At 62.1% G+C, this 14236-nt stretch carries 14 protein-coding genes; 9 read left to right on the top strand and 5 right to left on the bottom strand.

Annotated features, from left to right (window positions below):
• Positions 1-5: 5 nt before the first annotated feature.
• Both IFT57_RS04135 and zapE read left to right on the top strand, forming a co-directional pair.
• Complete coding sequence (locus IFT57_RS04135; protein WP_122713435.1) at positions 6-1355, top strand: tryptophan--tRNA ligase; 1350 nt, start codon at positions 6-8, stop codon at positions 1353-1355.
• A gap of 85 nt (positions 1356-1440) precedes the next feature.
• Positions 1441-2535, top strand: a complete 1095-nt coding sequence (zapE, locus tag IFT57_RS04130) for a cell division protein ZapE (protein ID WP_122479484.1) — start codon at positions 1441-1443, stop codon at positions 2533-2535.
• A 169-nt stretch (positions 2536-2704) separates the two neighbouring features.
• On the opposite strand, the gene IFT57_RS04125 is transcribed toward zapE, so the two are convergent.
• Both IFT57_RS04125 and IFT57_RS04120 read right to left on the bottom strand, forming a co-directional pair.
• Positions 2705-3601 carry a GlxA family transcriptional regulator gene (locus IFT57_RS04125; protein ID WP_192150895.1) on the bottom strand — a complete coding sequence of 299 codons (897 nt, stop codon included), beginning with the start codon at positions 3599-3601 and terminating at the stop codon, positions 2705-2707.
• Positions 3602-3891: 290 nt separating this feature from the next.
• A complete protein-coding gene (locus IFT57_RS04120) occupies positions 3892-4932 on the bottom strand; it encodes an NADP(H)-dependent aldo-keto reductase (protein WP_192150630.1) in 1041 nt (346 codons plus the stop codon).
• Positions 4933-5183: 251 nt separating this feature from the next.
• On the opposite strand from IFT57_RS04120, the gene rplM reads away from it, so the two are divergent.
• From rplM to IFT57_RS04085, 7 genes are all read left to right on the top strand, one after another.
• Positions 5184-5612 carry a 50S ribosomal protein L13 gene (gene rplM / locus IFT57_RS04115; protein WP_043186791.1) on the top strand — a complete coding sequence of 143 codons (429 nt, stop codon included), beginning with the start codon at positions 5184-5186 and terminating at the stop codon, positions 5610-5612.
• Between the two features lie 14 nt (positions 5613-5626).
• Positions 5627-6019 (top strand): 30S ribosomal protein S9, encoded by a 393-nt coding sequence (gene rpsI / locus IFT57_RS04110; RefSeq protein WP_122479481.1) that lies wholly within the window; start codon positions 5627-5629, stop codon positions 6017-6019.
• Between the two features lie 132 nt (positions 6020-6151).
• On the top strand, positions 6152-6760 hold the full coding sequence (gene petA, locus IFT57_RS04105; RefSeq protein ID WP_192150628.1) for a ubiquinol-cytochrome c reductase iron-sulfur subunit: 609 nt from the start codon (positions 6152-6154) through the stop codon (positions 6758-6760).
• Positions 6760-7974, top strand: coding sequence for a cytochrome b (locus IFT57_RS04100; RefSeq protein ID WP_244657237.1), 1215 nt, complete (start codon positions 6760-6762; stop codon positions 7972-7974). Before petA ends, IFT57_RS04100 begins: the two co-directional genes overlap by 1 nt.
• Entirely contained in the window at positions 7971-8693 is a 723-nt protein-coding gene (locus IFT57_RS04095) for a cytochrome c1 (protein ID WP_192150627.1), read from the top strand. Before IFT57_RS04100 ends, IFT57_RS04095 begins: the two co-directional genes overlap by 4 nt.
• An 84-nt stretch (positions 8694-8777) precedes the next feature.
• Positions 8778-9395: a glutathione S-transferase N-terminal domain-containing protein gene (locus tag IFT57_RS04090; RefSeq protein WP_049860608.1), complete on the top strand. Its 618-nt coding sequence runs from the start codon at positions 8778-8780 to the stop codon at positions 9393-9395.
• A gap of 17 nt (positions 9396-9412) precedes the next feature.
• Positions 9413-9844, top strand: coding sequence for a ClpXP protease specificity-enhancing factor (locus tag IFT57_RS04085; RefSeq protein ID WP_192050665.1), 432 nt, complete (start codon positions 9413-9415; stop codon positions 9842-9844).
• A 28-nt stretch (positions 9845-9872) separates the two neighbouring features.
• On the opposite strand, the gene IFT57_RS04080 is transcribed toward IFT57_RS04085, so the two are convergent.
• Genes IFT57_RS04080 through IFT57_RS04070 form a run of 3 tightly spaced genes read right to left on the bottom strand, consistent with a single transcriptional unit; the run spans position 9873 to position 14211 of the window.
• Positions 9873-10907, bottom strand: a complete 1035-nt coding sequence (locus tag IFT57_RS04080; protein WP_192150626.1) for a fimbrial protein — start codon at positions 10905-10907, stop codon at positions 9873-9875.
• Positions 10904-13423, bottom strand: coding sequence for a fimbria/pilus outer membrane usher protein (locus tag IFT57_RS04075; protein WP_192150625.1), 2520 nt, complete (start codon positions 13421-13423; stop codon positions 10904-10906). The genes IFT57_RS04080 and IFT57_RS04075 overlap by 4 nt, the downstream gene beginning before the upstream one ends.
• The gene (locus tag IFT57_RS04070) at positions 13420-14211 is read right to left on the bottom strand and encodes a fimbrial biogenesis chaperone (protein ID WP_192150624.1); all 792 of its coding nucleotides are present in this window, start codon (positions 14209-14211) and stop codon (positions 13420-13422) included. The genes IFT57_RS04075 and IFT57_RS04070 overlap by 4 nt, the downstream gene beginning before the upstream one ends.
• Between the last annotated feature and the right edge of the window lie 25 nt (positions 14212-14236).

Below are 14236 nucleotides of genomic sequence, written 5' to 3'. Positions count from 1 at the left end.
GACCCATGACCACTCGTATCCTGACCGGTATCACCACCACCGGCACGCCTCACCTGGGCAACTATGCCGGGGCCATCCGCCCGGCGATCGTTGCCAGTCGTCAGAGTGACGCCGACTCGTTCTATTTCCTGGCCGACTATCATGCCTTGATCAAATGCGATGACCCGCTGCGCATTCAGCGCTCGCGTCTGGAGATCGCGGCCACCTGGCTGGCGTCGGGCCTGGACGTGGAGCGGGTGACGTTCTACCGGCAGTCCGATATTCCGGAAATCCCCGAGCTGACCTGGCTGCTGACCTGCGTCGCTGCCAAGGGCCTGCTCAACCGCGCTCACGCCTACAAGGCCTCGGTCGACCACAACGTGGCAGCTGGGGAAGACCCGGATGCCGGCATTTCCATGGGCTTGTACAGCTATCCGGTACTGATGGCCGCCGACATCCTGATGTTCAACGCACATAAGGTGCCAGTTGGCCGTGACCAGATCCAGCATGTGGAAATGGCCCGTGACATCGGTCAGCGCTTCAACCACCTGTTCGGCAAAGGCCGCGAGTTCTTCGTCATGCCCCAGGCCTTGATCGAGGAGAGCGTTGCCACTCTGCCGGGCCTGGACGGGCGCAAGATGTCCAAGAGCTACGACAACACCATCCCGTTGTTCACCAGCGCCAAGGACATGAAAGACGCCATCTCGCGCATCGTCACCGACTCGCGCGCGCCGGGCGAAGCCAAGGATCCGGACAACTCGCACCTGTTCACCCTGTTTCAGGCGTTCGCAACGCCCGAGCAGAGCGCCGAGTTTCATGCCGCGCTGCGTGAAGGGCTGGGTTGGGGCGAGGCCAAGACGCGCCTGTTCAACCTGCTCGACGCAGAGCTGGGTGAGGCCCGCGAGCGTTATCACCACTTCATCGAACGCCCGGCCGAACTGGAGGACATTCTTCTGGCGGGCGCCGCGAAAGCGCGTGCCGTCGCTACGCCGTTCCTCGGTGAGCTGCGCGAGGCGGTGGGCCTGCGTTCATTCCGCGAGCAGGTCCAGGTGACCACGGCAGGCAAGAAGAAAGCCGCCAAGACCGCACGTTTCGTCAGTTTTCGTGACGACGATGGCAGCTTCCGCTTCCGCCTGCTCGATGCCGGCGGCGAACAACTGCTGCTGTCCCGCAGCTTCCCCGACGGCAAGGCGGCCGGGCAGGTCAGCAAGCAATTGCAACAAGGCGGTGAACTGGACATCCGCAGCGATGCCGAAAGCTTCACGCTGTGGCTGGGCGACACCTGCGTGGCCGACGGTCCGTCGTTCACTACGGCAGAGGCTCGCGATACCGCCGTCCAGGCGTTGCGCCAGGCACTGCAACCTCAAGGGGAGTGATGCGACACCCTGTCGCAAAGCTCATTGCCATTATCCTGGGCCGTCGCTACAGTGACGGCCCGTTTTTGTTGCCTTGCTAACGAATATGACGCCCCTAGAACGATACCAAGCCGATCTCAAACGTCCCGAATTCTTCCACGACGCCGCCCAGGAAAATGCCGTCCGCCACCTGCAGCGTCTGTACGACGACCTGGTCGCTGCCGGCACCAGCAAGCCAGGCGTGTTCGGCAAGCTGTTCGGCAAGAAGGAACCCAAGCTGGTCAAGGGGATTTACTTCTGGGGCGGCGTGGGCCGTGGCAAGACCTACCTGGTCGACACTTTCTTTGATGCCTTGCCGTTCGAGCAGAAAGTGCGCACGCACTTCCACCGGTTCATGAAGCGTGTGCACGAGGAATTGAAAACCCTCAAGGACGTGAAGAATCCGCTGACGGTGATCGCCAAGCGCTTCTCCGACGAGGCGCGGGTGATCTGCTTCGATGAATTCTTCGTTTCCGACATCACCGATGCAATGATTCTCGGCACCTTGATGGAAGAGCTGTTCAAGAACGGCGTGACGCTGGTGGCGACCTCCAACATCGTGCCCGATGGCTTGTACAAGGATGGCCTGCAGCGAGCGCGTTTCCTGCCGGCGATCGCGCTGATCAAGGAACACACCGAGATCGTCAACGTCGACAGCGGCGTCGACTATCGCTTGCGCCATCTCGAACAGGCCGAGCTGTTCCATTCGCCGCTCGATGAGGCCGCTCAGGCCAGCATGCGCGAAAGCTTCAAGGCGTTGACGCACAACAGCACCAAGGTGGTCGAGAACGACCCTTTGATGATCGAGAACCGCGAGATCCGGGCACTGCGCACCTGCGATGACGTGGCCTGGTTCGAATTCCGCGAGTTGTGCGATGGCCCGCGCAGTCAGAACGACTACATCGAGTTGGGCAAGATCTTCAACGCCGTGCTGCTCAGCGGTGTCGAGCAGATGAGCGTGACCACCGACGATATCGCTCGCCGTTTCATCAACATGGTCGACGAGTTCTACGACCGTAACGTGAAGCTGATCATCTCGGCCGAAGTGGAACTCAAGGACCTATACACCGGCGGCCGCCTGAACTTCGAGTTCCAGCGCACCTTGAGCCGGCTGTTGGAGATGCAGTCCCACGAGTTCCTGTCGCGCGCGCACAAGCCCTGATATCGGTGTTGCGCCCTTCGCGGCCACTGACCGCTCCTACAAGATCTCTGCCTGGCACGGACTTGTGTGGGAGCGCCCTTCGCGGCCGCTGACCGCTCCTACAAGATCTCTGCTTGGCACGGACTTGTGTGGGAGCGGTCATCGGCCGCGAAGGGCGCGACGCGGGCGTTCAGGCCTCCTGCATGAATTGCTGGCGATAGCCGTTGGGCGACAGTTCGGTGTGCTGGCGGAACAACCTGGCAAAGAAACTCGCGTCGTCATAGCCCACCTCGTAGCTGATGGTCTTGACGCTCTTGCGGGTACCCGACAACAGCCCCTTGGCGGTTTCGATGCGCAATCGCTGCAGGTAGTGCAGCGGCTTGTCGCCGGTGGCGGCATGGAAGCGGCGCATGAAGTTGCGAATGCTCATGCCGCGCTCACGGGCAACGTCCTCGAAGCGGAATTTCTCGGCGAAATGTTCTTCCAGCCATTGCTGGATATGCAGGATCGGCACGTCTCGATGCAGCTTCTGCCCGCCAAAACCGATGCGCCCTGGGGTATAGGTGCGTTGCACTTCGTACAGCGTATCGCGCGAAACCGCCTGGGCCACGTGGGCGCCACAGAATCGCTCGATCAGATGAATGTACAAGTCACAGGCTGATACCGGTCCGCCGGCGCAGAACAGGTTGTCGGCGTCGGTCAAATGCTTGTCCTGATTGAGCCGAACCTGCGGAAAGCGCTGCTTGAATTCCTCGAAGAAACGCCAGTAGGTGGTTGCCTCCTTGCCATCGAGCAGGCCACTGGCGGCCAGCCAGAACACGCCGCTCGCTTCGCCACACAGCACGGCGCCGCGCGCGTGCTGTGCACATAGCCAAGGCAACACCTGGGGGTAGCGCGCGGCAGCGCTGTCGAAGTCGCCCCAGCAGGCAGGCAGGATGATCAGGTCGGCATCTTCGAGGCCACCGTCCACGGGCAGCATGACCTCACTGAAACTGCGCACCGGTAGCGCGTCCGGGCTGACCAGGCGTGTTTCGAACAGGGCGTGGCGTTCCAGGCCCATCTGCTTGCCATAACGCAGGCTGGCCATGTGGAAGAAGTCCTTGGCCTGCATCAGGGTCGAGGCCATGACCTGGTCGGTGGCCAGAATGCAGACGCGCCGCAGCGCGGGCGTGTGGGGCGTGAAGATCATGATTTTATTCTTGTGGGGTGAAAGCGGTCAGGATATGGCCGAAGCGTCGTCGGGTTCAAGCGAGGTCGAGAATGGGGGATCGGCGTTGATGGTTTCGCGGCCGCTGACCGCTCCTACGCAAGATCCATACGATCCCGTAGGAGCGGCCAGTGGCCGCGAACGGGCCCCCAAAAACAGCAACGATCAAATCAGGGCGCCGGATTCGGCTGCGCCTTATGGATCGCCTCGATACCCGCCAGCACGTCTTCGGACAGCACCAGGTCGATGCTTGCCAGGTTGCTGTCCAGTTGCTCCAGCGAGGTCGCGCCAATGATGTTGCTGGTCACGAACGGCTGCGCGGTGACGAAGGCCAGTGCCATTTGCGCCGGGTCCAGGCCATGCTCGCGGGCCAGCTCTACGTAGCGGGTAGTGGCAGCGACCGCCTGCTCGTTGGCATAGCGGGTAAACCGGCTGAACAGCGCCAGACGACTGCCTGCCGGCCGCGCGCCGTTCTCGAACTTGCCCGAGAGCATGCCGAACGCCAGGGGCGAGTAGGCCAGCAGCCCGCACTGCTCGCGGATTGCAACTTCGGCCAGGCCCACTTCGAATGTACGGTTGAGCAGGTTGTAGGGGTTCTGGATGGACACCGGGCGGGGCAGGGTGCCGCTGTCGGCCAGGCCCAGGAACTTCATCGTGCCCCAGGGCGTTTCGTTGGACAGCCCAACATGCCTGATCTTGCCGGCCTTGACCTGCTCGTCGAGCACCTGCAGGGTTTCCTGCAGTGGGGTATCGAGCTGATCCTGGGTGTGCTGGTAGCCCAGCTTGCCGAAGAAATTGGTGCTGCGCTCCGGCCAGTGCAACTGATAGAGATCGATCCAGTCGGTCTGCAGCCGCTGCAGGCTGGCGTCGAGCGCGGCAACGATATGCTCGCGGTTGAATTTGAGCTGGCCGTCGCGGATATGGCTGATGCCATTGCCGGGGCCGGCGATCTTGCTGGCCAGGATCCAGTCGGACCGGTCGCCCTGGCGCTTGAACCAGTTGCCGATCACCCGCTCGGTGGCCGCATAGGTTTCGGGGCGCGGGGGCACGGGGTACATTTCCGCCGTGTCGATGAAATTGATGCCGGCCGCCTTGGCCCTTTCTATCTGCGCGAAGCCTTGCTCCTCGGTGTTCTGCTCGCCCCAGGTCATGGTGCCCAGGCACAGCGCGCTCACGTTCAGATCGGTACGTCCCAGCTGGCGATAGTGCATCGGTGAATCCTCTTGGCAAAGGAATCATAAAAGCAGGTTGATATTTTTTTCGCAATCTGGATAATTCGGCCCCTCTCTGTGAAGTGGAAGTGATGCCCCGCCTCCCGGAAGAATTTTGCCGTGTATGTGACGCGAAGACCCGAGCCCCCCAAAAGCGTCCTGTGCCCGGCTGCCTTTGACTTGTCAAAGTAAGCACTATTCAGTAAGATCCGCCGTCTCTTTTTGCTGGGCGGCCCCTGAGGCTATAAAGAATGAAAACTTTTACTGCTAAACCGGAAACAGTAAAGCGCGACTGGTTCGTCGTTGATGCTGCTGGTCAGACCCTGGGTCGTCTGGCTACAGAAATCGCGAGCCGTCTGCGTGGCAAGCACAAGCCTGAGTACACTCCTCACGTTGACACCGGCGACTACATCGTCGTCATCAACGCCGAGCAGGTGCGTGTCACTGGTGCCAAGACCACTGACAAGATCTACTACTCCCACTCCGGTTTCCCGGGCGGTATCAAGTCGATCAACTTTGAAAAGCTGATCGCCAAGGCGCCTGAGCGCGTGCTCGAGACCGCGGTCAAGGGCATGCTGCCCAAGAACCCGCTGGGTCGCGACATGTACCGTAAGCTGAAAGTCTATGCGGGCGCTGCTCACCCTCATACTGCTCAGCAGCCCCAAGAACTGAAGTTTTAACGGAATAGTTCATTATGTCGGCGACTCAAAATTACGGCACTGGCCGTCGCAAGACCGCAACCGCTCGCGTTTTCCTGCGTCCGGGCACCGGTAAGATCTCCATCAACAACCGCACTCTGGAAACCTTCTTCGGTCGCGAAACTGCCCGCATGGTAGTTCGTCAACCGCTGGAGCTGACCGAGAACACTGAAAAGTTCGACATCTACGTCACCGTTATCGGTGGTGGTGTCAGCGGTCAGGCCGGTGCGATCCGTCACGGTATCACTCGTGCACTGATGGACTACGACGAAGCACTGCGTCCGGCCCTGCGTAAAGCAGGCTTCGTGACTCGCGATGCTCGTGAAGTTGAACGTAAGAAAGTCGGTCTGCGTAAAGCGCGTAAGCGTCCGCAGTACTCGAAGCGTTAATTCGCGTCTTCGTTCCAGAAAAAACCCGGTTCTCGCGAGCCGGGTTTTTTTTCGCCCGTCAATCCTTGGGAGGCGCTGGTACACTGCCCGCAAGACAATGCAGACGCCTGTTGCAGCAGGCTAAGGTAAACGATGACAGAGGAGCAGGGCGGCGCGTGTGACATCGACCAGGGTCGCCGACGCTTTCTGGTCAGAACCACGGCGCTGGTAGGCGCTGCCGGCGCGGTGGGTGCGGCAGTGCCTTTCGTGGCGTCATGGCAGCCCAGTGCCAAGGCCCGCGCCGCGGCCGCTCCGGTCAAGGTGAACATCGCCAAGATCGAACCGGGGCAGCAGCTGGTCGTGCAGTGGCGCGGCCAACCCGTGTTCATCTGCCGACGCACGCCGCAGATTCTCGAAAGCCTGTCCCGTGACACCGAGCATCTGGCCGATCCCCAATCGCGCGATTCGGATCAGCCGGGCTATGTCGATGCAGCGCTGCGAGCCATCAAACCCGACGTGCTGGTGGTGGTCGGCATCTGCACGCACCTGGGGTGCTCGCCGACCTTTCGTCCCGAGGTCGCCGCCGTCGATCTCGGGCCGGACTGGCAGGGAGGGTATTTTTGCCCGTGCCATGGCTCGCGCTACGATCTGGCCGGACGTGTATACAAGGCGCAGCCCGCGCCCTTGAACCTTGCGGTCCCACCGCACTTTTACGAAAGTGCCGATGTGCTCGTACTGGGTATCGACGGGGAGGGTGCCTGATGCGTGGCCTGCTGCATTGGATCGAGGCGCGTCTGCCGGTGGGCAGGGTATGGCGTGATCATCTGAGCCATTACTACGTCCCGAAGAACCTGAATTTTTTCTATATCTTCGGCTCGCTGGCGCTGTTGATGCTGCTCAATCAGTTGCTTACCGGCATCTGGTTGACCATGAGCTACACCCCCACGGCCGAAGGCGCCTTCGCTTCCATCGAATACATCATGCGCGACGTCGAATACGGCTGGCTCCTGCGCTACCTGCATTCGACCGGCGCGTCTGCATTCTTCATCGTGATCTACCTGCACATGTTTCGCGGGCTGCTGTATGGCTCCTATCAAAAGCCGCGCGAGCTGGTGTGGGTCTTCGGCATGTCGATCTATCTGCTGCTGATGGCGGAAGCGTTCATGGGCTACCTGCTGCCGTGGGGGCAGATGTCCTATTGGGGCGCGCAGGTGATCATTTCCCTGTTCGGGGCGATTCCGATCGTGGGTGCGGACCTGGCCCAATGGATCCGCGGCGACTATCTGGTTTCCGGTGTTACCTTAAACCGCTTCTTCGCGCTGCATGTGGTGGCATTGCCGTTGCTGATCGTCGGACTGGTGGTGCTGCACATTCTGGCATTGCACCAGGTTGGCTCGAACAATCCCGAGGGCATTGATATCAAGCAACGCCTGGATGCCAATGGCAAGCCGTTGGATGGCATTGCCTTCCATCCCTACTACACGGTCAAGGACCTGCTCGGGGTGGCGATCTTTCTCTTTGTGTTCAGCGCCGTGGTGTTCTTCTTTCCGCAGATGGGCGGTTACTTTCTGGAACCTGCCAATTTCGAGCCTGCCGACATGCTCAAGACGCCCGAACATATCGCGCCGGTCTGGTACTTCACTCCGTTCTACGCGATCCTGCGCGCCGTTCCCGACAAGCTCATGGGCGTGCTGGCCATGGCTTTCGCGATTGCCATCCTGTTCGTGCTGCCGTGGCTTGACCGCAGCCCGGTCAAGTCGATGCGCTACAAGGGCTGGTTCAGCCGCACAGCCCTGGCGCTGTTCTGCGTGGCGTTGGTGACGCTGGGCTACGTCGGCATGCACCCGGCCACAGCCACCACTACCTGGGTGGCGCGGGTATGCGTAGTGCTCTACTTCGGCTATTTCCTGGCCATGCCCCTGTACACGCGACGGGAGATCACGCGGCCGGTACCCGATCGGATCCCGCGCCGATGAAAATATGGATTGCAGTCTTGCTGTTGCTGGCTCTGCCGCTGGCCTGGGCGGACCCGGCGACGCCGCTGGTGCGCCCGGTGGCGATAGACGTGTCCGACAAGGCGGCCCTGCGAGACGGTGCGAGCACCTTCGTCGGCTATTGCATGGGCTGCCATGGGGCCAGGTTTCAGCGTTACCAGACGGTGGCCGACGACCTGGGCATACCCTATGAGCAGATGCTGCAGACCTTGGCACCGGCCGGCGCGGCCATTGCCGATCACATGCAGACGCGTCTGCAGCCGGCCGATGCCAAGGCCTGGTTCGGCGCCGAGGTGCCCGACCTGACCCTGGTGGCTCGTGTGCGCGGCACCGATTGGCTGTACGCCTATCTGCAGGGCTTCCACGCCGACGCCAACCGGCCCTGGGGGGTGAACAATATCGTCTACCCCAACGTCGGCATGCCCAATGTGCTGGAAAGCCTGCAGGGGCGTCAGGTGCTCGACTGTGCAGAGCCTGCGGCGCAGCCGTGCACCCGCCTGCGCGTGATACCAGGTACCGGTAGCCTGGACGCGGCGCAATTCGACGACAAGGTCAGGAATCTGGTGGCGTTCCTGGCGTACTCGGCCGAGCCGGTCAAGGCACGGAGCCAACGGATTGGTCTGTACGTATTGCTGTACCTGGCGCTGCTGATCGTTCTCGCTTACTTGCTGAAACGCGAATACTGGAAGGACGTGGGTTGAAAGTGCGGTAAACTGCGCGGCTTGCTTGCGTCTCCTGTGGGTGGCGCTCGTTTTTGCATTCATACATACGCGAGGAGGACCGCCATGGGCGTGACCAATCGGTTGGCCTGTTACTCCGACCCCGCCGACCACTATTCTCATCGGGTGCGCATCGTTCTCGCCGAGAAAGGCGTCAGCGCAGAGATCATCAACGTGGAGGGCGGTCGCCTGCCACCCAGGCTGATCGAAGTGAACCCCTACGGCAGCACGCCGACGCTGGTCGACCGCGATCTGGCCCTGTTCGAATCGACCGTGGTGATGGAATACCTCGACGAACGCTATCCGCATCCGCCGCTGCTGCCGGTGTACCCGGTAGCGCGGGCCAACAGCCGGTTGCTGATCCATCGCATCCAGCGCGACTGGTGTGGCCTGGCCGACCTCATCCTCGACCCGCGCAGCAAGGAAGCCGCCCGCGTTCAGGCGCGCAAGGAACTGCGCGAAAGCCTGACCGGCGTTTCGGCCTTGTTCGCCGACAAGCCCTGCTTTCTCAGCGATGAGCAAAGTCTGGTCGACTGCTGTCTACTGCCGATACTCTGGCGCTTGCCGATCATGGGTATCGAACTGCCGCGGCCTGCCAAGCCGCTGCTCGACTATATGGAACGTCAGTTCGCGCGGGAGGCCTTCAAGGCCAGCCTGTCCGCCGCTGAACGTGAAATGCGCTAGGTTTTGAGGAGCCGTTGATGAACTCCAGTCGTCCCTATTTGATCCGCGCCCTGTACGAGTGGATCGTCGACAATGACTGCACCCCGCACATGCTGGTCAATGCCGAGTATCCCTCGGTCCAGGTCCCGCAAGGTTTCGCCAGCGATGGCCAGATCGTTCTGAACGTGTCACCCAGCGCGGTGCGCAACCTGCACATGGATAACGAGGCGGTCAGTTTCGACGGTCGCTTCGGCGGCGTATCGCACACCCTGTTCGTGCCTTCGGGTGCCATCCTCGGTATCTACGCCAGGGAGAATGGCCAGGGCATGGTCTTCGATCTGGAGTCGCCCGGGTTGGACGAGGAAGAAGCCGAGTTCGAGGATATCATCGAATCCGATGACGACACCCCGCCGCCAGGCAACCCGCCACCGCGGCCATCCGGTCGGCCGAGTCTGAAAGTGGTGAAATGAAAAGGGCGATCCGCAAGGATCGCCTTTTTCATTTGAAGGTGACGGTAAAATTCACCGTCGCGTCGGCGGTACCCCCGGTGGGAGGGTTGTCGCCCACTTGGACGTATCGGGCATTGAACGCCAGGTTCGTGATCCCGTCGCTCACATGGGTGATCTGCACTTCCTCACCGAGTCGAACAGGTGTCATGTCCTGCTTGAGGATCTGTACACCTATCCCGGTTGCGCTGGACTCCGGCCTGAGCCCGACGATACCGGCCGGGCCGTCCAGCAGCGTGGAGCCGCGAGAAGGCTCAAAGCGCACATTGGCATAGTTGCCCTGAAAGTAGTTCCACGGATAGTAGGTGGAGTAATTGCCCTTCACGCAGCTTAGCAGTGGGATCGAGAACTCTTTGACCGGGCCGCCGGAGCCATTCCCGTTGAAATCGCCGACGCTGCCAGACAGCTCGACCTCCAGCGGATTGCTCCCCGTGGCTGGCATCGAGCAGCCGGCAACGATAATGGTTTGATTGAGGGTCAGGGAGGATTGCACGGCGCCGTTGAACAGCACTTGCAGCCCCGGCTGATTCAATGTGTGTGCCCCGGCCGCAATGTCTCCGGTCTTGTAGAGGTAGTAGTACACCCGGGTCTGGTAGCGGTTGGAACAACTGACGGCGGAAAACGGAAAATGAAGCTGGTTGGCGGGTATCTGGGCTCCGCTTGCGTCGCAGTGAAGGCCATCGGATTTGATTGCGGCGAACGCGACGCCCGGCACACCGGTCTGGTACAGGTGCTGACCGATATCGGTCGTCCCGACGCTGCCGCTGTTGGCCGCCGCGATCGCGGGCATGCGCGGCCCCGCGAGCATCTGGGCGACGACCGAGCGGTTGGCGCAGGTATGGTCGCGGGTGCCGTCGTAGTTCACCAGGCCAGAGCCGATCAACGAGCCGACGGGCGCATCGCGCGGGATGAAATAGGTTGAACTGTGCGTGACCATGTCCACCGGCGGCGGGCAGGCCGCATGGGCGACCGTGCAACCCAGCAACCATCCGAGCGGGCTGAGCGACAACTTGACGAAAGGGCTCATGTCGACGCCTCCTGAACGGGTTGGGTCGATTCATCGGAGCGCTCGGCGGTCATCGGTTCGCAGAGCAGTTGGTGGGTGGTGTAGCGGGTGTCAGGCAACGGTTCGGCCTCTGGCAGGCGCAATGCGCACTGTCCGTCCGGCCCGGTTCCCCACGAGGTGGTCAGCAGCGTCTGCTGCTGCGCGACGCCCAGCAGCACTTGTCCGCCAGGGCCAACCACCCCCACCAGCGTGCCATCGGCATCGGTCACCTGGCTGCCGAAGGGCGGCGCCTTGCCGCCCGCCATGAGCAGATGGGCGATGATCTTGCGCGAGCGCGTTGCGTTGAAGCGCGCCTTGATGACCGCACCTCGTCGAGGCACGACCAGCGCCACGCTGTTGTCGATATCGATTTCGGCGCCCAGGTGATCGGTGTTGAGCACGATGCGGTTGGAGCGATAGGGCGTCAGGTAGGGCACCAGTGCATAGCCGTGCCGGTTGGTGCGCATGGTCGGTGTATTCTGCACGCCGACTTCGGCAACGCCGTTCACGTCTACCAGAGCGACGGTATCGCCCAGCACATGGCCCAACTCGATGCCATCGGCATGGGCCAGCAGGGCGCCGGCTGCAGTGGCAGTGATCTGGCGGTAATCAGGACCGGCGGTGAGCGAGGTGCCCAGCATGGCGAAGGGAGCACGGTAGGTCGCCGACGCCGTCGCGCTCCTGTCACCGTTGTCCGAGCGACTCGCGTCCAGGCCATAGCGCCAGCGCTGGTCGTCGGACAGCTGTCCCATCAGGCTGGCGCGATGGCCCACCCCCCCTTGCCCAGTGCTCGAAGCCGAATAAGTGGCGCTGCTGCTGTTCCCCAATGGTGCCGACACGGTCAAGGTAATCTGCGTGTTCTGTCGATAGGCGTCGCTGAGACTGCGGCTGGCGTACATGCCATAGTTGACGCCACGGTAGTAGGTGCTGGCGCCGAATTGAACCTCGCGATCCTGCCGGTTGCTGTTCCAGTAGGTCTGCTGGTGCACACTCATGTGCAGCGAGCCGAATGCCGTGGTCTGGGCCAGGTTGGCTTCAATGCGGTTGCGTTTGCTGCCGCGCGGGGCAGCGGTGGGTGTCTGTTGCCAGACCGCCTCGCCGAAATCGCGGTAGCCTTGGGTGGAATAGCGATAGCCGGCAAAGCGCAACGACGTACCGATGTCGAAAGACTTGCCATAGCGCCAGCCAACGCTGCGCCCCTGGTCCTGACCACCCGCCGGGCGCGCCGTGCGTGCGTCACTGAGGTCCAGTGAAACGGCACCCAGTGCGCCGAGGCTGAGACCCAGTCCGATCTGGCCCGCCTGATAGAAGCTGGCACTCTGCACGCCACCGTAGACGGTCAGGTCACGAGGCAAGCCGTAGGCCAGGGTGGCCTCGACAAAGGACGGCTGTTCGGCACCGTCGGCAGTGTTGTAGCGGCCAAGCGTCAAGCCATGCCGCCAGACACCGGGGCGCAGCATGTTGCTCAAGGTCGCGTAAGGCTGGATGGTACGGCGCTCGCGTCCGTCGGCCTCGGTCACGATGATTTCCAGCTCGCCGCTGCCGCCGGCGGCGGTGAGGTCTTCGATCACGAAGGGGCCGGCCGGTACATAGGTGGTGTACAGCGAGTAGCCGTTCTGGCGCACCTCGACCTTGGCCTGGGTCTCGGCGATGCCTCTGACCACCGGCGCGTAGCCTTGCAGAGAGTCGGGCAGCATGCCGATGTCGCTGGTGAGCTGGATACCTTGGTACGGCAAACTGCTGAAGACATTGCCGGAGGTGAAGTACTCGCCCAGCGTCAGTGTGCCCAAATGCCTGGACAGGTCGCGCTGGGCGAAGGTGCTGCTGCGCTGCCAGCGCCCGGGGCTGTCCTGGCTGCGGCTGAACGAAGAGCTCGAACGCAGGCGCCAGTCGGCGACGTTGACCCCGGCCTGTAGGTAAAGACTGGCTTGGGAACTGGAGCCTGAGCCCTGGCGGTGACCCTGGCTGCCGGCGAACTGATAGTTCAAGGTAGCCGCGTCAATTCCGCTGTCCCATTGCTGCTCGTCGATGAAATCGATGGGAGTGCGCCGCAGGGCAGCCTGGGGAATGTTCAATTCGAGCGTCAAGGTGTCTTCATGCAAGGTCTGCGCTGCGCCGGGGATCGCGACGGCGAGGTCCACGCAGGTGTCGTCCGGCTTGCCCAGCGGCAATGTTCCTGCATCTTGCAGCCACTGCGCAGTCAGGCATGCGCTCAGCTGGCTGCTGCCTTCGAGCTGCTGGAACGTCAAGGTTTGTTTGCCCACGCTCGTACCGTTGAGGTAGACGTTGACGGGGTACTTGCCCGGTGCCCACTGCCGCTGACCCTGCAACGCCTGCAGGCCATGCGGTGTGCGATGTTCGTCGCCGCCCAGGGTGCGGAAGAAGCTCTCATCGAAGCGCTCTTCGCCCGCGTGTGTCAGAGGAACCGATACTGCGCCGATCAACAGTACTGCGGCCTTGATCAGCCGAAAGCGCGCTTGCAGGTTGCATGGGCTCATGGTTGACCGCGCGTCCCGGCCGAGGCTGGCAGGGATCGAGGTGAACCGTCGCTGTCGACCGGCAGTTGAAACTGGATCGGCGTGGAATATCCACCGTAGTCGTTGATGATGGAGAACACCACGCTCAACGGCCGCACGGCGGCGCTGTCGAGGGGGTACAGCCGACTGCTGAACGGCTCGACCATCAATGGCGCAGCGACCTCTTCGCTGTGGTCGAAGGCTATGGCCTTGATGCCGATGAACGACACATGGAACGGCGAAGGATTGTGCACGCGCAGCGCATGCTTGCCGTCCTGCCGCTCCAGCGTCCATCGCAGGCGCTCGCCGCTGTCGTTGGCATTGCCCAGTCCCGGCGGGCGATAGAGCAGCTTGACCCGTGTGCGCAGGGCTACCTTCAGCACGTTCTCGGGAGTGTCGTTAGCGGTGGGTATCTCCTGAACATTGAAATAGAACAGCGATTCTCTGTCCTTGGGCAGGGCGTCGGTGGCCGTCGAGATGATCCTGACGGTCTGCGCCTTGCGGCTGTCCAGGCGAAAAAGCGGAGGCGTGGCGATAAAGGGGGCCAGGCGGGTGTCGTCGTCCGTGGCGTCGTTGACCCACGTCTGAATGGCATAGGCACGGCGGGTGGGGTTGTTGACGATCATTGAGCTCTCGCGCTTGCTGGCGTCGAACACCACGCGCGTGTTGTCCAGTACCACTGCCGCCTGCGCGATGCTGGCAAGGGCTGCGAAGGGAATGATCAGCGCTGTCCATAGCCTGCGTCGGTGTGTTCTGCGGGGGATGTGCATGGCGATGTCGGTTCCGGCACGCGCG

Source organism: Pseudomonas sp. CFBP 13719, from assembly GCF_014842095.1.
Lineage (GTDB): Bacteria > Pseudomonadota > Gammaproteobacteria > Pseudomonadales > Pseudomonadaceae > Aquipseudomonas.
The sequence above is the reverse complement of the archived record's forward strand: the minus strand, read 5'-3'. Positions and strand labels throughout refer to the sequence as shown.

Excerpts from the sequence above, each read along its gene's own strand:
- IFT57_RS04135 (WP_122713435.1), top strand. The coding sequence starts at position 6 with ATGACCACTCGTATCCTGACCGGTATCACCACCACCGGCACGCCTCAC.
- zapE (WP_122479484.1), top strand. The coding sequence starts at position 1,441 with ATGACGCCCCTAGAACGATACCAAGCCGATCTCAAACGTCCCGAATTC.
- IFT57_RS04125 (WP_192150895.1), bottom strand. The coding sequence starts at position 3,601 with ATGGCCAGCCTGCGTTATGGCAAGCAGATGGGCCTGGAACGCCACGCC.
- IFT57_RS04120 (WP_192150630.1), bottom strand. The coding sequence starts at position 4,932 with ATGCACTATCGCCAGCTGGGACGTACCGATCTGAACGTGAGCGCGCTG.
- rplM (WP_043186791.1), top strand. The coding sequence starts at position 5,184 with ATGAAAACTTTTACTGCTAAACCGGAAACAGTAAAGCGCGACTGGTTC.
- rpsI (WP_122479481.1), top strand. The coding sequence starts at position 5,627 with ATGTCGGCGACTCAAAATTACGGCACTGGCCGTCGCAAGACCGCAACC.
- petA (WP_192150628.1), top strand. The coding sequence starts at position 6,152 with ATGACAGAGGAGCAGGGCGGCGCGTGTGACATCGACCAGGGTCGCCGA.
- IFT57_RS04100 (WP_244657237.1), top strand. The coding sequence starts at position 6,760 with ATGCGTGGCCTGCTGCATTGGATCGAGGCGCGTCTGCCGGTGGGCAGG.
- IFT57_RS04095 (WP_192150627.1), top strand. The coding sequence starts at position 7,971 with ATGAAAATATGGATTGCAGTCTTGCTGTTGCTGGCTCTGCCGCTGGCC.
- IFT57_RS04090 (WP_049860608.1), top strand. The coding sequence starts at position 8,778 with ATGGGCGTGACCAATCGGTTGGCCTGTTACTCCGACCCCGCCGACCAC.
- IFT57_RS04085 (WP_192050665.1), top strand. The coding sequence starts at position 9,413 with ATGAACTCCAGTCGTCCCTATTTGATCCGCGCCCTGTACGAGTGGATC.
- IFT57_RS04080 (WP_192150626.1), bottom strand. The coding sequence starts at position 10,907 with ATGAGCCCTTTCGTCAAGTTGTCGCTCAGCCCGCTCGGATGGTTGCTG.
- IFT57_RS04075 (WP_192150625.1), bottom strand. The coding sequence starts at position 13,423 with ATGAGCCCATGCAACCTGCAAGCGCGCTTTCGGCTGATCAAGGCCGCA.
- IFT57_RS04070 (WP_192150624.1), bottom strand. The coding sequence starts at position 14,211 with ATGCACATCCCCCGCAGAACACACCGACGCAGGCTATGGACAGCGCTG.